This is a genomic window from bacterium, from assembly GCA_023150945.1.
In the GTDB taxonomy this organism is placed as follows: Bacteria; Zhuqueibacterota; Zhuqueibacteria; order Zhuqueibacterales; family Zhuqueibacteraceae; genus Coneutiohabitans.
In genome coordinates, this window is the sequence record JAKLJX010000005.1 from 175,131 (window position 1) to 198,780 (window position 23,650).

Annotated in this window: 18 protein-coding genes and 1 tRNA gene; all 19 read left to right on the forward strand. The window is 60.1% G+C overall.

From position 1 onward, the window contains the following. The first annotated feature begins 148 nt into the window (after positions 1–148). The 19 genes from L6R21_08960 to L6R21_09050 all read left to right on the forward strand — a co-directional run bounded on the left by L6R21_08960 (position 149) and on the right by L6R21_09050 (position 23,640). Entirely contained in the window at positions 149–1,384 is a 1,236-nt protein-coding gene (locus tag L6R21_08960) for an AI-2E family transporter (protein ID MCK6559320.1), read from the forward strand. Positions 1,385–1,690: 306 nt separating this feature from the next. Beyond that, positions 1,691–2,449, forward strand: coding sequence for a hypothetical protein (locus L6R21_08965; GenBank protein MCK6559321.1), 759 nt, complete (start codon positions 1,691–1,693; stop codon positions 2,447–2,449). Between the two features lie 202 nt (positions 2,450–2,651). Continuing rightward, positions 2,652–3,077 carry a nucleotidyltransferase substrate binding protein gene (locus L6R21_08970; GenBank protein ID MCK6559322.1) on the forward strand — a complete coding sequence of 142 codons (426 nt, stop codon included), beginning with the start codon at positions 2,652–2,654 and terminating at the stop codon, positions 3,075–3,077. Then, on the forward strand, positions 3,074–3,400 hold the full coding sequence (locus L6R21_08975) for a nucleotidyltransferase domain-containing protein (GenBank protein ID MCK6559323.1): 327 nt from the start codon (positions 3,074–3,076) through the stop codon (positions 3,398–3,400). Before L6R21_08970 ends, L6R21_08975 begins: the two co-directional genes overlap by 4 nt. 540 nt (positions 3,401–3,940) lie before the next feature. Further along, positions 3,941–4,471, forward strand: coding sequence for a gamma carbonic anhydrase family protein (locus L6R21_08980; protein ID MCK6559324.1), 531 nt, complete (start codon positions 3,941–3,943; stop codon positions 4,469–4,471). A 320-nt stretch (positions 4,472–4,791) separates the two neighbouring features. Continuing rightward, positions 4,792–7,377 carry a hypothetical protein gene (locus L6R21_08985; protein ID MCK6559325.1) on the forward strand — a complete coding sequence of 862 codons (2,586 nt, stop codon included), beginning with the start codon at positions 4,792–4,794 and terminating at the stop codon, positions 7,375–7,377. Between the two features lie 307 nt (positions 7,378–7,684). Next, complete coding sequence (smc, locus tag L6R21_08990) at positions 7,685–11,299, forward strand: chromosome segregation protein SMC (protein MCK6559326.1); 3,615 nt, start codon at positions 7,685–7,687, stop codon at positions 11,297–11,299. Positions 11,300–11,696: 397 nt separating this feature from the next. Next, positions 11,697–12,698, forward strand: a complete 1,002-nt coding sequence (locus tag L6R21_08995; protein MCK6559327.1) for a polyprenyl synthetase family protein — start codon at positions 11,697–11,699, stop codon at positions 12,696–12,698. Between the two features lie 13 nt (positions 12,699–12,711). Next, the gene (locus L6R21_09000) at positions 12,712–12,978 is read left to right on the forward strand and encodes an HPr family phosphocarrier protein (GenBank protein ID MCK6559328.1); all 267 of its coding nucleotides are present in this window, start codon (positions 12,712–12,714) and stop codon (positions 12,976–12,978) included. Positions 12,979–12,982: 4 nt separating this feature from the next. Next, on the forward strand, positions 12,983–14,761 hold the full coding sequence (ptsP, locus tag L6R21_09005; GenBank protein ID MCK6559329.1) for a phosphoenolpyruvate--protein phosphotransferase: 1,779 nt from the start codon (positions 12,983–12,985) through the stop codon (positions 14,759–14,761). A 60-nt stretch (positions 14,762–14,821) separates the two neighbouring features. Continuing rightward, positions 14,822–15,955 (forward strand): methionine adenosyltransferase, encoded by a 1,134-nt coding sequence (gene metK / locus L6R21_09010; GenBank protein ID MCK6559330.1) that lies wholly within the window; start codon positions 14,822–14,824, stop codon positions 15,953–15,955. 159 nt (positions 15,956–16,114) lie between these two features. Further along, positions 16,115–16,188: transfer RNA gene (locus L6R21_09015), tRNA-Ile, on the forward strand. 82 nt (positions 16,189–16,270) lie between these two features. After that, positions 16,271–16,477, forward strand: coding sequence for an AbrB/MazE/SpoVT family DNA-binding domain-containing protein (locus L6R21_09020; GenBank protein ID MCK6559331.1), 207 nt, complete (start codon positions 16,271–16,273; stop codon positions 16,475–16,477). Then, positions 16,474–16,851 (forward strand): type II toxin-antitoxin system VapC family toxin, encoded by a 378-nt coding sequence (locus L6R21_09025; GenBank protein ID MCK6559332.1) that lies wholly within the window; start codon positions 16,474–16,476, stop codon positions 16,849–16,851. The genes L6R21_09020 and L6R21_09025 overlap by 4 nt, the downstream gene beginning before the upstream one ends. Before the next feature lie 189 nt (positions 16,852–17,040). After that, complete coding sequence (locus L6R21_09030; GenBank protein MCK6559333.1) at positions 17,041–17,367, forward strand: hypothetical protein; 327 nt, start codon at positions 17,041–17,043, stop codon at positions 17,365–17,367. Between the two features lie 341 nt (positions 17,368–17,708). Then, positions 17,709–18,449: an ATP-binding cassette domain-containing protein gene (locus L6R21_09035; protein ID MCK6559334.1), complete on the forward strand. Its 741-nt coding sequence runs from the start codon at positions 17,709–17,711 to the stop codon at positions 18,447–18,449. A gap of 121 nt (positions 18,450–18,570) precedes the next feature. Beyond that, positions 18,571–21,237: a Gldg family protein gene (locus L6R21_09040; protein ID MCK6559335.1), complete on the forward strand. Its 2,667-nt coding sequence runs from the start codon at positions 18,571–18,573 to the stop codon at positions 21,235–21,237. Between the two features lies 1 nt (position 21,238). Further along, positions 21,239–22,615 carry a DUF4340 domain-containing protein gene (locus tag L6R21_09045; GenBank protein MCK6559336.1) on the forward strand — a complete coding sequence of 459 codons (1,377 nt, stop codon included), beginning with the start codon at positions 21,239–21,241 and terminating at the stop codon, positions 22,613–22,615. Positions 22,616–22,857: 242 nt separating this feature from the next. Further along, positions 22,858–23,640 (forward strand): enoyl-CoA hydratase-related protein, encoded by a 783-nt coding sequence (locus L6R21_09050; protein MCK6559337.1) that lies wholly within the window; start codon positions 22,858–22,860, stop codon positions 23,638–23,640. The last annotated feature ends 10 nt before the right edge of the window (positions 23,641–23,650 follow it).

Consider the following 23,650-nt stretch of genomic DNA (forward strand, 5'->3'; position numbering starts at 1 on the left):
TAATACACAAGCGCGGCGGCATTCTCAAGCACTTTTGCCGGACAAATATCTTGCTTCTCTGCGGGGCTGCGGCTATATTGCTTCCCGTTTTTGACGATTTCTCCGGCCGCGCTGACCACAGGTTGTCACACGAACCATTCGAGCCTCGATGCAAGTTCCGCCCCCGCATTATCATTTGCAATTCTCCGACCGGCAGTTCTACATCATCGGCCGCGTCCTGCTCGCGCTGTTGCTGCTCGCCGCGGCGCTGGTCGTGATGTTTTTCATGCGCAACCTGCTCGCGCCCCTGGTGATTTCGATCTTTCTCGCTTACTTGCTGGAGCCCGCGGTGGAAGCGCTGGAGAACCGCGGCCTCGACCGCGTGTGGGCAATTTTGATTGTTTTCTTCGGCCTGGCCGGCATGGCCACCACGCTCTTCCTGCTGCTGCGCGCCGAGATTTCGAGCGAAGTGCAGACCATTCTCGCGCACGTGCAGCTCGAACAGCCCGAGCTGCTCATCGAGCAGATCAAGGAGAAGCTCAAGCTGTCGTTTCCCGGCGCCACACAGGCGCGCATCGTCGATATGATCGGCAAGGTGATGCTGCACTTCTTCTATTCCTTTTTCAAACCCGGAGTGGAGGGCGTGGTGGAATTGTTTTCCACGGTGGGCGGATTGATCATCGTGCCGTTTCTCACCTTTTTCATTCTCAAAGATTCGCGCGCGCTGCAAACCGCGATCGTGCAGCGCATTCCCAACCGCTATTTCGAGATGTCGCTCAGCCTGTTTCACAAAGCCAGCCAGCAACTCGGCCGCTACATCCGCGGGGTGTTGCTGGACGGCGCGCTCGTCGGGTTGATGGTGATGATCGCGCTCTCGCTGCTCGATTTGCGCTACGCCGTGTTCATCGGCGTGCTGGCGGGCATGGCCAATTTGATTCCCTATCTCGGGCCGGTGTTGGGCGGCATTCCCGCCATTGCGGTTTCGGTGATCGACCGCGGCAATTTCTCCGGTGTGCCCGCGGTGCTGTTGGCCTTTGCGGTGGTGAAGATCATCGACGACTTTCTGATTCAGCCCTACGTGGTTTCCAAAAGCGTTTCGTTGCATCCGGTGATCGTGATTCTCGCCATCTACGTCGGCGGCAATCTCGCCGGCATTTTGGGCATGATCGTGGCCGTGCCGGTGGTTGCGATTATCAAAGGCAGTCTGGATATACTGCATTGGGGATTCAGCGAATACTACATTTTCCGCCTGCCGGAATTCGCTTTTGCCAATGCCGAGGAATTCAAGCAGGCCACCGTGGCGCCCAGCGCGCCCGCGGTTGTGGCCGGCCAACCCGACGGTCAATCCCGTGCCCATGCGGAGGCGGGCACCACAGCGGCCTCGGTTCAATCTTCTGCGTCCTGATGTATTTTCCCAACCCGAACGAGCCGGAATCAAAGAAGGCAAAAGCGCTCGCGAAGACGCGGAGACGCAAAGGCACGCAAAAAAAAGATTCGAGTATTGCCTTTCATGATTGCCGGCAAAAAATGATTGGGAAATCTTTGCGGCCTTGCGTCTCTGCGTGAATTCTTTCGCCCAAGGTGAAAAAAGTCGGGGATTCTCAGAATCGATACAAAACCCGCATCAATATGGTTCGAGAAAGCACCCACCGGACAGATCTCTGCTTTCTTTGCAGCGAGTTTACTCTTTTGTGACGAATGAGTCCTGCGCATGCGCAATCATGTTCTGATCTTTGGCTTGTGCTTGCTGGCCGCCCTGGCCAATCAAGCCTGTTTGAAATCGACATTGCAGAAAGGGCAGCCGGAGACTGCCGCGCCTGCACGCCGGCCCGTGAAGGCTCCGCCGCCCGCTTTGCAGGAGGCGACGGCGGCAGTGGCCCCACGCGCCGCGCTGGCCAATTACGTGGTGGATTGTGATCGCGCCCTGATCGATCTGGCCGGACCGCTGCAGCAAATCGCCGATTCCCTCACCGCGCTGAATTTGATGTACAGCGCCCGCAATCTGGCGGATTGCTCGGGCATCTATCATCGCACGGTGCAAGCCTTGCAGGCACGCTGCCCGCACATCGAGACGCCGGAGGCCGGCCGCGCCCGCAGCGCGGAAGCGATTGCCCGCTGGTATGCCGAGCGCCGCGAGTTGATCCTGATTCAGGATGCTCTCGCGCAAGCGGATTTGATCAAGCCGGGCGCCGTGATGTTTTTTGGCCGCGATCTGCGCGTGTACCGCAAGCTCAAGCCGGAGCAGGCCCTCGCGGCCGTCCATCATCTCGGCATCGTGGTTTCGGTGGAACGCGATGCCGAGGGCAACGTGATTTCGTACCGGCTCTTTCAGGGCCGCGCGCCGGGCAAACCTGCTGCCACCACCAGTTTCCATTGGCGCCAGCCTGCGCGGCCCACCTTCCCGCCGTTCGGAAACGGTGAGCAGCAGTGGATCGGCCTGGCGCGCTTGGTGAATGCCTCTTCGTATTGACGCACCGGCATTCCGCGGGCTGGCAAGGGCTGAATCACCGTGGGGCTGATTTCCCGCGCGACTTGAAATCTCAAACAAAAATCATCCCGGCCCAGTTGTCAGGATGATGCTTTTGTTTTTTGCCGATCGGAGACGGGTCGTGCCACGCTTGCGTGAGTGAATAGGACAAGTCTTCGAACAAGGAGATTTTCGGGTTATTGCCATGAGCAAGCCGGATGTCCGCTGGATTCAGCGATACAAACATTTCAGCCAGGCCTTCGAGCAGTTGAACCGTGCCGTTGAACTGGCTTGGCAGCGTTCCTTGAGCGAACTCGAAGAACAGGGTTTGATTCAGGCCTTCGAATACACTCATGAGCTGGCCTGGAACACCTTGAAAGAATTCCTGGAGAATCTCGGTGTCCAGCCGCTCTACGGGTCAAAGGACACCACTCGGGAAGCATTCAAGCGCGGATTGATCGAAGATGGCCAAATTTGGATGGAAATGATCAACAGCAGAAACCTGACTTCCCATACCTGCCATCAGCAAATTGCCTCGGAAATCGCCCGGACGATTCGTCATGGCTATCATGCCGCTTTTCGTGCGCTTCTGGAGAAGCTTGCACCCTTGGCCAAAGAGCAGGCATCATGAAATTCGGACTCACAGACGCCGCCATTGCCCGAATCCACGGCATCTTCGCCCGCCATCAGCAGGTGGAACGGGCGATTCTCTACGGCTCGCGTGCCAAAGGGAACTACAAGAACGGTTCAGACATAGACCTGACGCTCGTCGGCGGCGCTGATTTGAATCTGCAGGTGATGCTGCAGATCATGAATGAAATTGATGACTTGTTGCTGCCCTATAGTTTTGATCTCTCCCTCTACACGATGATCACTGACCCGGAGGTGATCGCTCACATTCAGCGTGTGGGCGTGGTGTTCTACGAGAAGGCCGGAGAGGCGCGGCCTGCTTGAATCATTTCTCCCTCGAGCGATTCTCCGGCGAGCAGAAAATCGTGAGTCATGCGATGACACCCAGCCCTGCGGGGGCACCATCACAACGCGCCAGGAATGCCGCCCTTGTGTATTCGAAGTTGGGTGTGTGCAAAATTCGTCGTCGTCTCACCAGGGCTGCATTCGTGAACTCTGTCCGTTCCCAGGGCACTGGCCGTGGGCGGTTACATGTGACCCCGCCGGGGCCACATGCCGGCGTTCTGGAGAAGAGAGTGTACTTACAGCGGTTTTCAATTGGATGAGCAGGTTGGTAGTCCCCGCCCCTTGTGGCCGGCTGTCAAAGCCAACAAATTCGCGGTTGCCACAGCGCCCCACGAGGGGGCAAGACTACGATTCCTGCGCATGCATTTGAAAAATGCTATAACGGTGTAGCACCGTCCCACGGGTGAGGCGCCGGTTTGAGTCGGCGTGAGCTTGGCGGCCGCGCTCTCAATCGCAGGCGAAGGTGGCAACGATTGCCATCGCAAATTCAGGTACCAAAGCAAGTCGGAAAGTTGATACATGATTCTTCCCTACCAGCAAATCTTGCCGCGCCTGGGCAACAATGTTTTCTTGGCGCCGAATGCCACTGTCATCGGCGACGTTGAAATCGGCGAAGAGTGCGGCCTCTGGTTCAACACCGTGATCCGCGGCGATGTCAATTACATTCGCATCGGGCCGCGCACCAACATTCAGGATTTGTGCATGTGCCATGTCACGCTGAACAAGTGGCCGTTGATCATTGGCGAGGGCGTGACCGTCGGGCACAGCGCCATTCTGCACGGTTGCGTGATTCAGGATTACTGTTTGATCGGTATGGGCGCCAAAATTCTGGACGGCGCGCGCGTCGGGCCGCAAGCGCTGGTGGCGGCCGGTGCTTTGGTGCGGGAAGGCTTTGTCGTGCCCGAGCGCACACTGGTGGCGGGCGTGCCGGCGGCGGTGAAGCGCACGCTCACGCCGGAGGAGGTTGAAAACCTGTTTGCCTCGGCGGAGCGCTACATTCGCTACAAGAATGAATATCTGGCCGCGGGCATCGGCCAACGGCAGCAGTGAGATTGTCCGCTTCGCGCTTGCGGCGGCGCAGCGCTGTTGCTTTTGAATCCCCCGATGCTTATTTTGCCGCGCTTTTTTTGACCGCGGCGCCGAATCTGCGGTTCCTGCCGGGCGCGGACAAGCCGCAAGCGCGTTTCGCCTTGCAAGCCGTTTTATACCATGTTGTGCTTGCGTTGGCGCCGGCCTTTCCGTGGTGAACCGATGAAATGTGCAGAACTCTATTTCAAGATTGACACCCTGATCGCCCTTACTCTGGAGAAGTTGTGTTGCCTCGTGGAAAATGGCCCGGACTGTTGCGATTGCTCTGTTGCGTTGCAAGTGTGGTCGAACTGCATGCCCAAACCAATCCCGCCCTGCCTTATCATGCCGCGCCTGCGGTCTATGCGCCGGTGGATTCCAGCGCTTCGCCGCGCCGTCTGATCTCGTTGAACGGCGAGTGGCGCGCCACCGTTGACGCGCCGGCCTTCAACGGCACGGTCAGAATTCCCGGCGCCTATGCCTCGGAAGGCGTGGTCACTTTCACCCGCACCTTCCGGCTCGATCCTTCCCTGCGAACCAAAACGGTGCGTCTGCAGGTAAACGGCATCAACTACCTCGCGCAAATCGCGTTGAATGACGAGATCACCGGCAGCCATGAAGGCGGCTACACGCCCTTTACCGTCGAGTTGCGCGAAGAGCGGCTTTCCTTCACGCAGGACAACACGCTTACGATTCGGGTCGACAACCGGCTGGCGCCGCGCACCACGCTGCCGGCGAAGCAGCGGCCGCTGGGCTGGCGCAACGAAGGTGGCGTCATCCGCGAGATCTTTCTCGAAATCCTCCCGGAGATTCACTTTGCCGCGCCGCGCTTCGGCTATCAATTGCAGAATGAGCAGGCGCTCATCAATTTCACCGCGCAGCTTCGTGCCCGCCGCGACCTGCCGCGGGAAAACCTCGCCGGTGCGCGCGCCACTGTGGAGGTCTGGGATCTCGCCCGGCAGAACAAGCTCGCCAGCTCGCTGCCGGTGGCGTGCGACAACTGGGACGCCGATCGGCAGCACGTGCGGTTGAGCTGCGCGCTGCCGCAGCCGGCATTGTGGTCGCCGGCCACGCCGAATCTCTATGCCCTGCGCGCGGTGCTGGTGCAGAGCGATACCCTGGTCGATGAAGTCTGGCAGGAAACCGGCTTTCGCAAAGTTGCAATCGCAGGATCCGAGCTGCGTCTCAACGGCGCGCCGCTGGTCCTGCGCGGCGCCACCTGGATGGAGGCTTACAATCATCATTCGCTGTTGCTGGCGGTGGATGAAATCAATCATCTCCTTGCCGCGGCGCAACAGCTCGGCCTGAATGCCTTGCGCGTCACCGGCCATCCGCCGCATCCGCTTCTGCCCAGCCTGTGCGATCGCGCCGGCATTTTGCTGTTGGAAGAGTTGCCGTTGTACCATCTCACCGAGGCGCATTTCCGCCAGCCCAATTTCTCGCCGTTGGTGCAGGCGCAAGCCCGGGAGATGATCGAGCGCGATAGCGCGCATCCCAGTGTGCTGGCTTGGGGCCTGGGCGCGCTGGCCGCGCCGCTTTCCGAAGGTGCCCAGCAAGCGCTTGCCGAAGTCGTTGCGGAAATGCGCAAGCTCGATGACCGGCCGCTGTATACCGTCACTCTCCCCGGCTGGATGCCGCTGTGGCAGCGCCACACCGATTTCATGCTGCTGGACCGCTTTTTGCGCCGGGAGGTGACGCGCGCCGCCGATCTCAGCAAGCAAGCGGCCCAACCGGTGATTCCCATCTTTGGCCAGTGGGCGAGCGAGGCCCTGGTTGCCGGCGGCCGGACAGAAGGCGCGGGCCGTGCTGCCGCGGAAGAATTTCAAGCGGAGTACTTCACACGCATTTTCGAGGCGCTCGAGCGCAATCAGGAAAATCCCAGCTACTTCATCGCGACATTGACGGATTGGAGCGGGCCCATGCCTGTGCTGGCGGTCGGGCCGCGCCGCCCCGCGGCGGCGATCAAACCGCTGGCAGCAGCGGAGGTCGATCACTTTCTCGGCCTCGACAATCTCCGCACCTATCCCAGTGGCTTGGTGGAAGCGGCCGGCCAGAATCGGCTGGCGTTCAAAGTCGTGCAGGCGCACAACCGTAAAGACTTCAATCCGGTGGTGGTGACCAAGCACCAGGAGTCCAGCAGCTCCGGCGTTTTTCAGATCACCGGCATTCTGCTGATTCTGATCCTGCTGTACTTCATTCAACGCGACCGGCGGCTGCAGGACAATCTGCGGCGCGTCTTCGTGCATCCGCACGGTTTCTACATTGATGTTTATGAAAACCGCAAAGTCGCGCCCTTTCTCACGGTTTTGCTCGGCTTGGCGGAAAGCGGCGTGCTGGCGCTGCTGCTCACGCAATTGTGCTATGCGTTCCGGCATCAACTTGTCTTGGACTTTGTGCTCAATCTGTTCGTGACCGGGCCCGGGGCGAAGGCGGCCTTGATCTGGCTGGTCTGGAATCCCGGCTGGTTTCTGCTGCTCGCGACGGTGGGCTTCTTTCTCGCCGGCCTGCTGTTCGCGGTTTTTCTGCGCATTCTCGGATTGTTCATGGGCAGCAGCCTGACGCTGAGCCAATACTTCACCTTCGTTTTCTGGGTGTCGGCGAATTTGCTGCTGCTGGCTCCGATCGTGCCGGTGTTTCACCGCCTGTTGTTGATGCCGGACTTCGTGCGGCCGGTGCTGTTCGTGGTTGCAATCATCCTGCTCTGGCTGCTCGGCCGGGCGTTTCGCGCGGTGCGCGTGCTTTACATGATCAGCTTCCTGCGCGCTGCGCTGCTGTGCGTGTTGGTTTTCGGCGGGCTGCTGACCGCGCTGCTGCTGTACTATGATCAAACCCAGGCGCTCTTTGATTACGCCAAATACTATTTCGAAATGGTGAAGGCGGCGGGTTGAAGCGCGGCACCGCCCGGCGTGGCGCGGCTCGCGGGGGGAACAAACGCCTCCATAAACGTCATGCTGCCCCGGCATGAGCTTGCTCGACGCGGAGCGATCTCTGCACGCGCAGCCATGCGCCCAGCCAAAAATATTCTTGTATTTCAGATCACCCGAGTCTAAATTTGCGGCCGGCGAAAATCAGGAGTGATACTGCTGAGCCATGGTTGACAGCACCGCGTTCCACCAACTGTCCCCGACTTCTTTTTTCACGCCGCAGCGTTCGCTGACCCGTTGGGCTGTCTTTCACACCTAGTTGGGAGTAATCGTGTATCTTTCCAAGCTCGAGATTCTCGGATTCAAATCCTTCGCAAAGAAGACGGAATTCAAGTTTCACAACGGCATCACCGGCGTGGTGGGCCCCAACGGTTGCGGCAAGAGCAACATCGTTGATGCCATCCGCTGGGTGCTCGGTGAACAAAAAGCCGGCGTCTTGCGCAGTGAACGGATGGAGAACGTCATCTTCAACGGCAGCAAGACCCAGAGACCGTTGGGCATGGCCGAAGTCTCGTTGACCATCGAGAACACGAAAAACATCCTGCCCATCGACTATTCCGAGGTCGTGATCACGCGCCGGCTGTTCCGTTCCGGCGAAAGCCAATATCTGCTCAACAATTCCGTCTGCCGCTTGAAAGACATCATGGATTTGTTCATGGACACCGGCATGGGCGCCAATGCCTATTCGGTGATCGAGCTGGCGATGGTCGAACAAATCCTCAACGGCAAGGCGGAAGAACGGCGGCACATTTTCGAAGAAGCCGCGGGAGTGGGCAAATACAAGGCGCGCCGCAAGGCCGCCTTTCGCAAGTTGGAAGCCACCGCCGCGGACTTGCTGCGCCTCAATGACGTGCTCTCCGAAGTCGAAAAAAACGTGGACTCCCTCAAGCGCCAGGTGCAAAAAGCGGAGCGCTACAAAACCTACGAAAACGAGCTTAAAGAAACCGATCTCACACTTTCGACTTTCCAGTTCTACGCCATTCAGCATGAAGTCACGCCGTTGACCGCGGAATCGAAGCAGTTGCACGATCGCCGCGAAGAGCTTTCCGCGCAACTCGCCACCGAAGAGGCGGAGATCGAGGAAATCCGGCTGCAAGTGCTCGAATCCGAAAAGCAACTCGTGGCGCGACAGCGTGAATTCAACGCCAACACCGAGCGCATCCAGAAGAAAGAGGAGGAGGTGCTCGTCAGCCAGGAGCGCATTCGCGCGGTGCAGGAGAATCGCAGCCGCCTCGCCCGCGAAATCGACGAGTTCAGCAAGCGCAGCGCCCTGCTGGCGGAAATGCGCACCACGCTGGCGCACAAGCTCGAGGAGATGAAAAGCGCGCTCGAGACGCTGGAAGTCGAAACCCTTACTCGGCAACGTGAACTCGAGGCGCAGCGCCAGGTCTATCAAGGCAAACGCCAGGAATTGCGCGAGGCCGAAGGCCAGCGTTCCACCGAGTTGACGACCATCAGCAATCTCCAAAAAGAGCAGGAACGCCTGCGCACGCAATTGGAATTCGGCGAGCAGCGCCGCGCGCAACTGAGCGCGGAACTGGCGGCGCTGCAAGGCCAGCGCACCTCGCTGGACGCCGCGCGCGATGAGCTCTCGCGCCAGGTGGCGCACGCCCTGGCGCAACTCGACCAGCTCGGCCTGCAGAGTGAGGAGAATCAGCAGGCAGTGCAGGCCAAGCAAACCTGGATTGCCGAGGCTAAGCAGCGCCTTTTGGAACTGTCGGCGCAGGCGCAACGCCAGCGCGATCGTGCCAGCCTGCTGCGCAAGGTGCAGGAGAGTTATGAAGACCATCCCGAGGGCGTCAAGCATCTCCTGCTGGAGGGCGGCATGCCGGAAGGCTGCCTGGGAACGCTGGGTGAACGCATTCGGGTGGCGGAGCCGCATCGCCGCGCGGTGGAAGTGGCGCTCGGTGAAGCCGCGATGGCCCTGCTCGTCGATCATCCCGACCGCGCCTTTCACGGTATCGATCTGCTGCGCTTGAACGAAAAAGGGGTCGCCACCTTTTTGCCGGCCGCCGCCCATGACCTGGGCTATGAAGGCAACGGCCAGTTTCCGTTTGGCGATGAGGAAATCGTGGGCCGCCTCGCGGACCTGGTGGATTGCGACGCGGAGCTGCGGCCGCTGATGAACAACATGCTGGCGGATTTCTATCTGGTGAAATCGCTGGCCGCGGCGCGCCGGCTGGCCGCGTTCAAATCGCCGCGACGCTTGGCGCTGGTGACGCCCACCGGTGAATTGGTGACCAACTGGGGCCCGGTGCGTGGCGGATCGGAGAAGACCGTCAGCTCGGTGATCGGCCGCCGCGAAGAAATCGCCGCCCTCGAGCAGGAAGTCGAACGCCTCGACTATGAAATCGACGCGCTGACGGATCAATGCGAGGCCGCGGAGCGGGAACTGCGCGAGTTGCTGGCGCAAAGCGAACGGCTGGCGCAACAGCGCCGGGTGCTGGAAAAGGATCGCCAACAGCTCGAGATCGAGTTCGGCCAGGCGGCTTTCCGCGCCACCAAACTGGCCGAGGAACTGGCGCAGCACGAACAGGAGCTGCAGCAGCTCGAGTTGATCCATTCGGATTTTGTCAGCCAGCTTGCGAGTGTGCAGCCGCAGTTGCAGCAGCGCGAATCGCTGCAATCCACCGCTGAGAATTCCTATCGCCAACTGGCGGTGGAAATCGAGGGGTTGGAGGCGCGGTTGCAGGAGGCGGAACAAGCCGCGAGCCGGGCGACGCTGGCCGTGGTGGAAGCGCGCGCTGAGCTGCGCAATACCGAGGCCGAGATCAACCGCCTGGAACAAAACCGCAAGGAAATCAGCGAGGCCATTCAGGATCGCGAGGAACAAATCCGGCAGGCGCAGCAACAGGATCAGGAATTGACCGCGCGCATCGCGGAAATCCGCGAGCAGTTGCAGGAGGATTTTGCCGAGCGCAAGGAATTGGAAGACCTGGTGGCGGAGTTGGAGCAATCCTTCCGTGAGCAGAAATCGGTGGCCGAGGGAAAAGAGCGCGCCCTGCGTCCGCGGCGCACGGAACGCGATGAAATCTCCGAAAAGCTGCATCAGGATGAGCTGCGCCTTGCCGAGCTGGCCATGCAGCGCGCCAACCTGCTGAAGCACGCGCAGGAGAATTATGAAGTCGACCTGGCGCAATATGCCACGGCCAATCCGCCCGCCGCTGACCAGGAATTCGACGCGACCGCCACCGCAGAGCGCGTCAACTGGCTGCGCAACCGCCTGAAGAGCATGGGGCCGGTCAACATGTTGGCGCTTACCGACTATGAAAAGGAAAAAGAGCGCTTCGACTTTCTCACGGCGCAAAAGGAAGATTTGATCAAGGCCGAGGACAATCTCAAAGAGACGATCAAGGTCATCAACGACACCGCCTACGAGCGCTTCGGCAAGGTCTTCTCGCTAATCCGCGAGAACTTCATTCAAGTCTTCAAGAGCTTCTTTCCCGACGGCTTCGTGGATTTGTGCCTGGACGAGGGCGACCCGCTGGAGTGCGACATCATCATAGAAGCCAATCCCAAAGGCAAGAAACTCGGTTCGCTGGCGCTGCTCTCCGGCGGGGAGAAGACGCTGACCGCCATCTCGCTGCTGTTTGCCATTTATCTGGTGAAGCCCAGCCCCTTCTGCATTCTGGATGAGGTGGATGCGCCGCTGGATGACAACAACATTGGCCGCTTCACCAGCGCGCTGCGCAAATTTGCCGAGAACACGCAGTTCATCTGCGTGACCCACAACAAGGGCACGATGAAATCGGCGGACTACCTCTACGGCGTGACCATGGAAGAGCAGGGGGTGTCCAAAGTCGTGTCGGTTAAATTCGAAGAGGCGGACATTGGCCAGTTGGCCTCCAACGCGCCGCCCGCGCTCGCCGAATTGAGCCAGAATTAGCGACCGTCCGCAATCGCAAACTCTTGCGTGCGTTCCTGCAACGGGTTGGCCGTTGCGTCCAAATCCTGCACGTTTCCCCGGCACCGCCGAGGGTGGAACAGTCGCGGACCGGCTCGAATTCGCCTGGCAGAAGCCGGTGAATTACTTGCCCAAAGAACCGCACGCCAGAACAGTGCGCGCGAGCGGCCGCAGGCCTGCGGCCGGCTGGGTGTGGCCCGGCAGCACCGGAACTTTTGCTTGCTTATCAGGGGCTGGATGGTTATTTTTGCCGACCTTTGACGCGAAGTGCCTGCGCTCTGCCATACAATCACCAATGCTACTGCCCCGTCTGCGTGTCCGATGGTCTTCTGATCTCACCTGATACCTCGCACGGGGACGATCCAGTTGGAATGTTTCCGTGTCAGAATACCTTGAGAAATTCGTCCGATTCAAAGAGCTGGTCAACACCTATCTCGATTCGTTCCTGGCGCCGGGGCGAAACGGCGACGGCCGCGGCGAGCCTGGCAGCCTTTACGATCCCATGCGTTATGCCATGGCCGGCAACGGCAAGCGCATCCGGCCGGTTTTGCTGTTGTTGAGTTGTGATGCGCTGGGCGGTTCGGTGCAACAAGCCCTGCCCGCCGCCGCCGCGGTCGAGTTGATGCACAATTTCACCCTGGTGCACGATGACATCATGGACCGCGATGAGACCCGGCGCGGCCGGCCAACGGTGCACCGCCGCTGGAACGTCGATGTCGCCATCCTGGCGGGCGACGGTTTGGTGGTGCTGGCCTATCAAAGCCTGCTGCAGACCGACACGCCCCAGCTCAGCCGCATTTGCGAGATTTTCACCAACGGCATTCTGGAAATCTGCGAAGGTCAGGCGTTGGACGCCGAGTTCGAGCATGACGAAGGTGTGACCATGGCGCGCTATGAAGTCATGATCATGAAAAAGACAGCGCGCCTGCTTGCCATTTGCACACAGATCGGCGCGATATTGGCGAATGCGAACGCCGCGCAGATCGCGGCCTTTCGGCGCTTCGCCGAGCATCTCGGCCTGGCCTTTCAGATTCAAGATGATTTGCTCGACATTACCGTGGAGCAGGCGACGCTGGGCAAGGATTTCGGCAGCGACGTGCGGCGGCACAAGCGCACGTTTCTTTATGTCCACGCCATGGAAAACGGGCGCACCGAGCAGCGCCGCGCCTTGCGCGACTTGTTTGCCAAACCGGCGATCAGCGAAGCAGACATTCTCGCGGCGCAACACCTGTTTCGCGCGACCGGCGCCCTGGCCGCCGCAGAATCCGCGGTTCAGCGCCACGTTGCCGAAGCCAATCGCAGCCTGGCGGCGCTGGCACCGGCCGCTGACCTGCACGCGCTGCAACAGTTGGTTGAGATGATCCTACATCGAAAAGCCTAATCGCGATTTGGACATGCTGGAGAAAAAAGTCCGCGTTCAGAACAAGCTAGGATTGCATGCACGTCCGGCCGCACTTTTGGTCAAAACCGCCAACAAGTTCAAGTCCGACGTTTTCTTGACCCGCGAAAGCCAGGTGGTGAACGGCAAGAGCATCATGGGCGTGATGATGCTGGCCGCCAACTACGGCAGCGAGATTACCCTTTCCGTCAAGGGGGAAGACGAAGTAGCCGCCCTGGCCGAATTGACCCGGCTGTTCGACAGCAAGTTCGGTGAACAATGATGCCATGCGAGTCGCATCCGTGAAAACTTCCGAGCCTACCGCCGCCGTCACCTTGCGCGGAGTTCCCGCTTCGCCGGGCATTGCGATTGGCCGGGTGTTCCTCTATTCCGAGAAAGCGCCGGTGGTGGAGCGGGAACAGCTCTCCGCCGCGGAAGTGCCGCGCGAGATCGAACGGCTGCGCCAGGCGGTGCAGCAGGCGAAGCAGGAGATCGAGCACGATCAGGCCATTGCGCAGGAGCAGGCCGGCGACGCCGCTGCGCAGATCTTCGAGGTGCACCATCTCATCCTCGATGACCCGGACTTTCTCCCCCGCCTGGAAAACGAAATCGCCACCCTTGCGGTCAACGCCGATTTCGCCTTCCATCACTTGATGCGCGAATACGTCAGCCAATTGCTCAAGCAAAGCAGCTTTTTCAGCCACCGCGACACCGATTTTCAGGACGTGGAGCGGCGCGTGCTGCGGCATTTGCAGGGCGATCAGGGCGCCTACTTGAACAAACTGGCGACCGGCGCGATTGTGGTCACGGAAGACCTGGCGCCCTCGCTGGCGGTGCTGCTCAATCGCCACAAGATTCGCGGCTTTGCCACGGATTTCGGCGGCATTACTTCACACGGCGTCATCATTGCGCGCTCCAACGGCTTGCCCGCCGTGCTGGGCCTGCGCGAGATCACCCAGCGCTGCAAGCCCGGCGACCGCGCCATTCTCGACGGCGACGAAGGCCTCATCCTGCTCAATCCCGATGAAGCCACGGTTAGCCGCTATCAAAAGCGCCAGGCCAGGCAATTGGAGGCGCGCAGCCGGCTGGGGCACTTGCGCGATTTGCCGGCGCGCACCCGCGACGGCCGCGACATCGAGCTCGCCGCGAATTTGGAATTCGCCGATGAAGTCAAACTCGTGCGCGAAAACGGCGCGCAGGGCGTGGGCCTGTTTCGCACCGAATACCTCTATCTCGACCGGGCGGAAGCGCCCTCCGAAGAACTGCAGTACGAAACGTACCATCGCATCGCGCAGGAAGCCCGGCCGCATCCGGTGATCATTCGCACCATGGATCTCGGCGGCGACAAGGTGCCCGCTTGCGTCAAGAGCGGACCGGAGCCCAACCCGTTTCTCGGCTGGCGCGCGATTCGCATCTGTCTGGATCAGCCCGAGCTGTTCAAAGAGCAACTGCGCGCGATTCTGCGCGCCAACGTGCTGGGCAACATCAAAATCCTGCTGCCCATGATTGCCGGCGTCGATGAGCTTGACCGCGCCCTGGCGCTGATCGAACAAGCCAAGCGCGAGCTGGTGAAGGCCAAGAAACCGTTCGAGCCGGACACCGAAGTCGGTGTGATGATCGAAGTGCCCTCGGCGGCGATGATGGCGGATCAAATCGCCGAACGCGTGTCGTTTCTCAGCATCGGCACCAATGATTTGGCGCAATATGCCATGGCCGCCGATCGCGGCAACGCGCGCGTGGCGCATCTGCTCATGGGCCTGCAGCCCGCGGTGTTGCGCCTCATTCAGCAGGTGATCAACGCGGCGCATCAGCGCGGAGTGTGGGTCGGCGTGTGCGGCGAAATGGCCGCCGATCAGCTTGCCACCCTGCTGCTGGTGGGCATGGAAATCGATGAACTGAGCGTCAACCCCATCGAGGTGCCCAAAATCAAGAAGATCATCCGCAACACCACCTTCCAGGAAGCGCGGGAGCTGGTGCAGCAAGTCATGGCGTTTTCCACCGCCCGGGAAATCCATGATTACCTCAAGCCCTACATGCGGCACCGCTTCAAAGATTTGTTCGCCTAAAACAACCCCTTTCTCACATCTTTGGTACTGCCCCTCGGTATAATGCACGAAGGAGTAGCTATGAACGCAATGCTTTTCACGTCGGAATCCGTCACCGAAGGCCATCCTGACAAGATTGCCGATCAGATTTCCGACGCGGTGCTGGACGCCATCTTTGCACAGGATCCCAAGGCGCGCGTCGCCTGCGAGACTTTTGTCACCACCGGTCTCGCGGTGGTCGGCGGGGAAATCACCACCGACTGCTACGTGCACATCCCGGACATCGTGCGCCAGATGATCAAGGACATCGGCTACACCAACGCCAGCTACGGCTATGATTATGAAACCTGCGCCGTGCTCACCTCCATCGACCGGCAATCGCCGGACATTGCGATGGGCGTTGACCGCGACGGCGCCGGCGATCAAGGCATGATGTTCGGCTACGCCAGCAACGAAACGCCGGAGCTGATGCCCATGCCGATTCTGCTGGCACACAAGCTCTGCCATCGTTTGGCGGAGGCCCGCAAGCAGGGCATTCTGCCTTTTCTCCGGCCGGACGGCAAGGCCCAGGTTTCCGTGCGTTATATCGACGGCAAGCCGCGCGCGGTCGAGGCCGTGGTGGTCTCCACCCAGCACCATCCTGAAGTCTCCCAGGAGCAGATACGCGCGGAGGTGATCGAAAAAGTGGTGAAGCACGTCATTCCCGCGGAGATGTTGAGCGAAGGCAACGTGGTTTATCACATCAATCCGACCGGCCGTTTCGTGGTGGGCGGGCCGCAGGGTGATGCCGGCCTCACCGGCCGCAAGATCATCGTCGACACCTACGGCGGTTTTGGCCGGCACGGCGGCGGCGCGTTCTCCGGCAAAGACCCGACCAAGGTGGATCGTTCCGGCGCCTATGCCATGCGCCACGTGGCCAAGAACATCGTCGCGGCCGGCCTGGCGGAACGCTGCGAAATCCAGGTTGCCTATGCCATCGGCGTGGCGCAACCGGTGTCGATTTGTGTGGAGACTTTCGGCACGGGCAAAACTTCGAATCAAAACATCGAGGCGCTCATTCGCAAGCATTGGGATTTGCGGCCGCGCGGCATCATCGAGTATCTCAAACTGCGCCGGCCGATCTACCGCGCCACCGCCGCCTACGGCCATTTCGGCCGCGAGGGGGATGGCTTCACCTGGGAGAAGCTGGACAAGGCGGCGGACTTGACGAAGTAAAGCCCGAGAAAGGGCTTGCTTTCGCAGAGAATGCCGCGCTATATTGCCGCAGCAAGTCGAGTTTTGGACAGCTCGACCGGGCGTTTGGTTTTGACGAGCAACCGTGTGGTCCAGCGGTGCGCTTGGCAGAAATCCGGCGCCCGGCTGCTGCTTCCCGCCGGGCCCTTAGCTCAGTCGGTTAGAGCGGCGGACTCATAATCCGTTGGTCGTAGGTTCAAGTCCTACAGGGCCCACTTCTCTCCTTCAATTTCAACAGAAAATGGGTGTAAAGTACTGGCGTATGATTCAACCCAGCGCGATACACGGAGACCGTCAATGGAAATCGTAACCGTTTCACCCAAGTTTCAAGTCGTCATTCCTTTCAGTGTCCGTCGATCACTCGGCCTCAAGCCCGGGCATAAAGTGCAAGTCGTCCTGTACGAAGGCCGAATTGAACTCATTCCATTGAAACCCGTCAAGAAGATGCGTGGTTTTCTTAAGGGCATTGAAACGACGATTGAACGGGAAGCCGACCGCGTATGAATGTCGTGGACTCGTCTGGTTGGCTCGAATACTTTGCCGAGGGGCCAAACGCCGCTTTTTTCGCCTCCGCTATCGAAAACACGGCTGCCTTGATCGTCCCATCCATCAGCATCTACGAGGTGTTCAAGCGCGTCAACCAGCAGCGCGATGAGCATGCCGCCCTGCGCGCTGCAGCGTTGATGATGCAAGGCCAAGTCATCCCGCTGGATACTCCAATTGCCTTGAGTGCGGCGAGGATATCGCTGATGTTATCTCTCCCGATGGCGGATAGTGTGATTCTCGCTACGGCCCGTGCCACTGGTGCGACCTTGTGGACACAAGATGAGCATTTCAAGGATATTCAAGCGGTGCGTTACGTCGCAAAAGGGAAATGACGGAGGGGAGGTCTCACAGCCAGGTGTGCCGCCGACGCAGCGCAAATGGTCTCCCAGAAAATCTCTTCCAACCGGGCGGATAGTGAATCCTTTGCCTGATCATCAGGCGCACATGTGAGGCGATTCGTGCGACCAAGTCTGATTTGCGTGAAAGATATTCCGTAGTGCACATTGGATGCCTGGTATCTGGTGAAATCCCTCCAACCCCTCCTCCTCGAACTCGCCAAATGGGCGCTGGTGCTGTGGCTGATGTCGCCGCTGGCCGTGGCCATGCACGGCCCCATCGATTTCTCCCGCGTCGCGCTCGGCATCCTGCTCTTCATTCTCTTCACCGGCAAGATGCTCTACGACACCATTCTCGCGCCCGCCAAAACCCGCGCCGAACGCACACCGCTGCAGGATGTGCTCGCCATGATCGGCTCCGTTGCCGTCATTGCCCTGGCGGTGGGCATGATGCTGGTGCTGGTGGGACTCTACGTCATGAAGGTCATCGCGAGCTGGACGCCGCCGCAGTGAAAAGAATCTTGCATTTTTGACGAGATTTCTTATCATTGCCAAGCTGTTTGCCAAAGCCAGCCCTGCGTGCCTCGGCACCCCACCCTTGTTATTCAAGAAGTTGACGGCCAGGGGGAGTGAGTTCGCGCTTTGGAGATCCTGCGCGAATGGGCCGCCGTCTGGCAACAGCAACAGTGAAGGAACTGCAACAAATTCGCAGCGTGGCAAAACTTTTGGCGGCTGGCAACAGTCTGTAACCTTTCGATAACGCAGGTTTAGCCGCGGTTGGCCAAGCGCCGCAGCAGCATTCCCCCGGCATGACTTTTCGAATCATCATAAATCAAACCTAGAGGGCACACTTTATGGCTGAAGCTGCACCGAAGATCATGATTGAAGCGAAAGGCCTGAGCAAGTATTACGGGCCTTTCGTGGCGATCAAGGACGTTTCCTTCGCGATCCCCAAAGGTCAGATCGTCGCCTTTCTCGGGCCGAATGGCGCCGGCAAGACCACGACCATGAAAATCCTGAGCGGCTATCTTGCCGCCAGCGAGGGGTCGGCGGCCATTGCCGGCCTGGACGTCGGCCAGGATCGCCTGGAAGTGGCCAGGAAACTGGGGTACTTGCCGGAAAACGGGCCGCTGTATCAGGACATGACCCCGCTGGAACTGCTGCAGTTTTTCGCCGAAGCGCGCGGCTTGGAGCCCGGCGCTGCCAAACAGCGCATCGCGGCGGTGAACGAGCTGTGCGCGCTGCAGCAGGTGATGGAGAAACCGATCGGCAAACTCTCCAAGGGTTATCGCCAGCGCGTCGGCCTGGCGCAGGCGCTGCTGCATGATCCGGAAGTTCTGATCATGGACGAACCCACCGCCGGACTCGATCCCAACCAGATCCGGGAATTCCGCAAGAACATTCGACACCTGGGCCGCTCCAAGACCGTTCTGCTTTCCACGCACATCTTGCAGGAAGTCGAAGCGGTGGCGGACCGCGTCATTCTGGTGCACAACGGCCGCCTGGTGTATGACGGCACGCCGGCGCAGTTGATGGAAAACGGCTCGCTGGAGAATCCCTTCTATCGCCTGACCAGCAACGGCGCGGCTGCCTGAGGCGTGCGCCCCGGCCGGGGCAAAGTGGCCGGGCCGGTGCTTGACTTGCGATGGCCGCCCCCAGGCGGAGATTACCGGAAAACTATAAAACGACAGGGTTGAACCAATGAACATAAGTTGGATGCCCAAGATCAACTGGAAAGTGGTGCAGTCGATCATGAGACGCGACCTGCGGCGCTATTTCAGCAATCCCACGGGTTACGTCTTCATCACGCTTTTCATCTTTCTGAGCGCGGCCGCCGCCTTCTGGCGCGAGCGCTTCTTCCTCAACAACCTGGCCAATCTCGATCAGCTCAACGACTTCTTTCCGTATCTGCTCCTGTTCTTCATTCCCGCGCTCACCATGGGCGTGTGGGCCAATGAGAACAAAGAAGGCACCGATGAGTTGTTGTTGACGCTGCCGGCCACTGATTTGGAAATCGTGCTGGGCAAGTACTTCGCGGCTTTCGGCATTTACACCGCCTCGCTGCTGCTTTCGCTCAGCCACGTCATCGTGCTGTTCTTTCTGGGCTGGCCCGATCTCGGCTTGATGCTCGGCAACTATTTGGGCTACTGGCTCATCGGCGGCGCGTTGATCGCGGTTGGCATGCTGGCCTCGCTGCTCACCTCCAACGCGACCATCGCGTTTATTGCCGGCGCGGTGTTTTGCTCGGTCTTCGTTTTCATCGAGGCGCTGGGCGGCATCTTTGGCCAGACCGTCAAAAACTTCCTGGCGCCGCTGGGCGTGTTCGGCCACTTCGGCGATTTTTCCCGCGGGGTGATCAGTCTGGGCGGCCTGCTCTATTTCGCTTCGATTGCCGGCTTGTTTCTCTATTTGAATGTGACCTTGATCAGCCGGCGGCACTGGCCGCAGGAAGCCGATGGCTACAAAATGTCGGCGCATCATCTCGTGCGCGCGGTGGCGCTGGTGATTGCCCTGATTGGCTTGAACGCCGTGCTCGGCCGTTTGAGCCTGCGTTTGGACGTGACCGCTGAACAGTTGCACTCGCTTTCGGGCGAAACCAAGTCCTTGCTCCGCGAAATCCCGCCGGAGCGCCCGGTTTTGATTCAGGCATACTTGAGCAAGGAAGTGCCGCAGCAATACGTGCAGACGCGGCAAAACCTGCTCAGCTTCCTGCGGGAAATTGCTTCGGCGGGCGGTAATCGCGTGCAGGTGCTGATCCACGACACCGAGCCTTACACGCAGGAGGCGCGGGACGCGCGCGAGAAATTCGGCATCACGCCCGTGGAGGTGGCAAATCCCGGCAGCGCGCGCGCCAGCAGCGCGCAGGTGTTCATGGGTGTGGCCTTCACCTGCGGCGCGGTGGAACAGGTGATTCCGTTCTTCGATGCCGGCTTGCCGGTGGAATATGAGCTGGCGCGCAGCATTCGCGTGGTGGCGCAAACGCAACGCAAGAAGATCGGCATCGTCAACACCGACGCCAAGCTGTTCGGCGGCTTTGATTTTCAAACCATGCGCAGCAACCCGGCCTGGCCGGTGGTGGACGAGCTCAAGAAGCAATACGAAGTCGTGCAAGTCGATCCTGCCAGCGCGATCACAGATTCCCTGGACGGTCTGCTGGTGGCGCTGCCCTCCGCCTTGCCGCAGGAGGCCATGGACAATCTGCTGCGCCGCATCGAAGCCGGCACGCCGACGCTGTTGCTCGATGATCCGCTGCCCATCATCAACGTGGGGCTGGCGCCCTCCGAGCGCGCGGGCGCGGATATGAATCCGTTCATGCGCAACAATGCGCCGCAGCCCAAGCCCAAGGGCAACATTCAAGCCTTGCTGAGCAAGCTCGGCATCAGTTGGAACTCGGCGCAGATTACGTGGGACACTTACAACCCGCATCCCGACCTGGCGCAGATTCCGCCGGAGATCGTGTTCGTGGGCGCGGGCAACGAGACCACCGAGCCGTTCAACCGGGAGCACCTCGCCAGCTCCGGCCTGCAGGAAGTCGTGCTGCTCTATCCCGGCTCCATGTCCCCCTCGCCCAGCAGTCCCTTCACGTTTCAACCGCTGTTGCGCAGCGGCACGGTGTCCGGCACGCTGCATTATCAACAAATGGTGCAACGCAGCTTTTTCGGCACCCAGCTCACTGATTCGCGGCGCCTGCGGCACATTCCGGGCAACCTGGACCAGACCCTGGCCGCGTATGTGCATGGCACCCAAAAGGACTCGCTCGGCGGCGACAAGAATCTCAAAGTCATCTTCATCGCGGATCTCGACTTCATCTCCGAGCAGTTCTTTGAATTGCGCCGGCGCGGCTTCGAGAATCTCAATTTCGACAACGTGACCTTTTTCCTGAACTGCATGGACTATCTCGTCGGCGATGATTCCTTCGTCACCCTGCGCAAGCGCCGGGTCAAGCACCGCACGCTGGAGACCGTGGAAGCCCGCACCCTCGCCAACATCGAGCAGCGCGTGAAGGAAGAGCAGGACGCCGAAGCGGAGGCGCAGCGCGCGCTCGACGAGGCGCAACGCCAGCTCAATGAAAAAGTGGCGGAGATCCGCCAGCGCACCGATTTGGACGCGCAGACCAAGCAAATCATGGCGGAGAACGTGCAGCAGGTCGAAAACCGCCGTTTCGAAGTGCAAAAGGCCAACATCGAAGCCGCGAAAGAAGCCAAGATTCAGGCCAGCAAGGAAAACATGGAGGCGGCGATCCACCGCATTCAGAGCGGCATCAAAACGCTGGCGGTGCTGCTGCCGCCGATCCCGGTTTTTGTCATGGGCGTGATGATTTTCATGCGCCGCCGCAAACGCGAGCAAGAAGGCGCGGCCGCGGCCAGAAGATTGAGGAGCTGACATGAGCGAGAAAAAGAAAACTCTGACATTTGTCGGCGTGGCGGCGGGCCTGCTGGTGCTGGCCTTGATCACTGCCCCGCGCCGGGTGACCCCCACGGCTTTCAACGATCAAGGCCAGCCGTTCTTCCCGGAATTCAAGGACCCGCTCACCGCCACCTCGCTGGAAGTGATCGACTACGACGAGGCCACCGGCAGCGCGCAGCCCTTCAAAGTTCAGTTGAAGGATGGCAAGTGGACCATCCCCTCGCATCACAACTATCCGGCGGACGGCAAGGATCGCCTGGCAAAAACCGCCGCGGCCGTGATCGACATCAAGAAGGATGATTTTCGCTCCGACAACGTCAGTGATCACGAAGGGTGCGGCGTCGTCGATCCGCTGGACGAGAAGGCGGCCAGCCTCAAGGGCCGCGGCAAGCGCGTCACCATCAAAGGCGCCGGCGAGCAGGTGCTGGCGGATTTCATCATCGGCAAGCCCATCGAAGGCCGCGACGGCTTCCGCTTCGTGCGCGTGCCCGGCCAGAAGCGCGTCTACGCCGCGCGCATGAACATCGACATCTCCACCAAGTTCAGCGACTGGATCGAAGCCGATTTGCTGCAGGTCAACAAAGACGATATCCAGCAAGTCGTGCTCAAGGACTATTCCATCGACGAGCGCCGCGGCATTGTCAACCAGCGTGATGTGATTGTGCTCGACAAAAAGGAAAGCGACTGGCTGGCGAACAACATGCGCAGCAGCGAGGAAGTCGACAAAACCAAGATGAATGACTTCCTCACCGCGCTCGACGGCCTGGCGATCGTGGGTGTGCGCCTGAAACCCGCCGGCCTGTCCGAGAGCCTGGAAAAGTCCAGCTCCGGCGTGATGCTCTCGCAATCCGACATGCTGTCGCTGCAAAGCAAGGGCTACTACTTCACCCCCAACGGCCAGTTGCTCTCCAATGAAGGCGAGCTGCAGGCGACCACCAAAGACGGCGTGATCTACACGCTGCGCTTCGGTGAAGTGGTTTACGGCCAGGGCGAGGCGGTCACCGCCGGCAGCGATTCACTCGCGCCGCCGCCGGGCAGCGGTCCGGCGGAGAACCGCTATCTGTTCATCACCACCAGCTTCGATCCCAAGCAACTGCCGGCCGAGCCCAAAAAACCGCGCAACACCGACTTCGCGAGCAAGCCCGATAGCTTGTGGACCGAGGCGGATCGTGAGAACAAGCGGTTGCAGGACGAATATGACGAGTGGCAGAAGAAGATGGACAAGGGCCACAACCTGTCCAACGATCTCAATACACGCTTTGCGCGCTGGTACTACGTGATCTCGTCCGCCAGTTTCGACAAGCTGCACCTCACGCGCAGGGATTTGGTGAAGCCCAAGACCAAGACCAGTTGAGGCCAGCGGCCGCCACCTTCGAGTTGTGGCAGCCCTATCGCCCGCGGCATCGCGAATTCGCCGGGGAAATTTCCGCTTTCAATTCTCCGGGGAATTTCCGATGCTGTGGGCGAGTTTGTTTTGGGGGAAATTGAAACTGCAGTTTGCGGCCAGTCGTCAGCTTCGCCGGCACGGCCGCACTCGCGCGCCAGCGCAGGAAGCCGGAACTCACCTTGCATGCGACAAACCCAACGGAGCCTCTCATGCCCTACGAAAACATTCTCTTCGCGGTGAAGAACAAAATCGCCTATCTGACCCTCAACCGGCCGGACAAGCTCAACGCGCTGAATTGGAAAACCATGCAGGAACTGCAGCACGCGCTGGCCGCGGTGAAAGAGGACTCCGGCGTCGGTGGCGTCATTCTGACCGGCGCCGGTGAAAAAGCCTTTGCCGCCGGCGCAGACATCAGTGAGCTGGCGCAGCAAACGCCGGTGAGCGCCAAAGAATTTTCGCTGCAAAGCCAGGAGATTCTGCGCTTCATCGAGCGCTATCCCAAGCCCATCATCGCCGCGGTGAATGGCTTCTGCCTGGGCGGCGGCAGCGAATTGGCGCTGGCCTGCCACCTGCGCGTGGCCTCCGAAAAGGCCAAGTTCGGCCAGCCGGAAGTGAACCTCGGCATCATGTGCGGTAACGGCGGCACGCAACGCCTGCCGCGCTTGATCGGCAAAGGCCGCGCCCTCGAGCTGCTGCTCACCGGCAATATAATCGATGCCCAGGAAGCCTATCGCCTGGGCTGGGTCAATCACGTCACCCCGCCGGAACAACTGCTCGCCAAATGCGAGGAGATTTTGCAGACTGTTTTCAAGAAAGGCCCGATCGCGATCAAGCTCACCCTGGAAGCCGTGGTGCACGGCCTGGACATGACGCTGGAAGAGGGGGTGCAGCTCGAATCCAATCTCTTCGGCATGTGCTTCTCGACGGAAGACATGAAAGAAGGCACACGGGCGTTTCTGGAAAAGCGGCCCGCGAATTTTCAGGGGAAGTGAGTCCGCACCC

Coding starts and splice junctions, on each gene's coding strand:
- L6R21_08960 (MCK6559320.1), top strand. CDS start 149: ATGCAAGTTCCGCCCCCGCATTATCATTTGCAATTCTCCGACCGGCAG.
- L6R21_08965 (MCK6559321.1), top strand. CDS start 1,691: ATGCGCAATCATGTTCTGATCTTTGGCTTGTGCTTGCTGGCCGCCCTG.
- L6R21_08970 (MCK6559322.1), top strand. CDS start 2,652: ATGAGCAAGCCGGATGTCCGCTGGATTCAGCGATACAAACATTTCAGC.
- L6R21_08975 (MCK6559323.1), top strand. CDS start 3,074: ATGAAATTCGGACTCACAGACGCCGCCATTGCCCGAATCCACGGCATC.
- L6R21_08980 (MCK6559324.1), top strand. CDS start 3,941: ATGATTCTTCCCTACCAGCAAATCTTGCCGCGCCTGGGCAACAATGTT.
- L6R21_09000 (MCK6559328.1), top strand. CDS start 12,712: ATGCTGGAGAAAAAAGTCCGCGTTCAGAACAAGCTAGGATTGCATGCA.
- ptsP (MCK6559329.1), top strand. CDS start 12,983: ATGCGAGTCGCATCCGTGAAAACTTCCGAGCCTACCGCCGCCGTCACC.
- metK (MCK6559330.1), top strand. CDS start 14,822: ATGAACGCAATGCTTTTCACGTCGGAATCCGTCACCGAAGGCCATCCT.
- L6R21_09020 (MCK6559331.1), top strand. CDS start 16,271: ATGGAAATCGTAACCGTTTCACCCAAGTTTCAAGTCGTCATTCCTTTC.
- L6R21_09025 (MCK6559332.1), top strand. CDS start 16,474: ATGAATGTCGTGGACTCGTCTGGTTGGCTCGAATACTTTGCCGAGGGG.
- L6R21_09035 (MCK6559334.1), top strand. CDS start 17,709: ATGGCTGAAGCTGCACCGAAGATCATGATTGAAGCGAAAGGCCTGAGC.
- L6R21_09040 (MCK6559335.1), top strand. CDS start 18,571: ATGCCCAAGATCAACTGGAAAGTGGTGCAGTCGATCATGAGACGCGAC.
- L6R21_09045 (MCK6559336.1), top strand. CDS start 21,239: ATGAGCGAGAAAAAGAAAACTCTGACATTTGTCGGCGTGGCGGCGGGC.
- L6R21_09050 (MCK6559337.1), top strand. CDS start 22,858: ATGCCCTACGAAAACATTCTCTTCGCGGTGAAGAACAAAATCGCCTAT.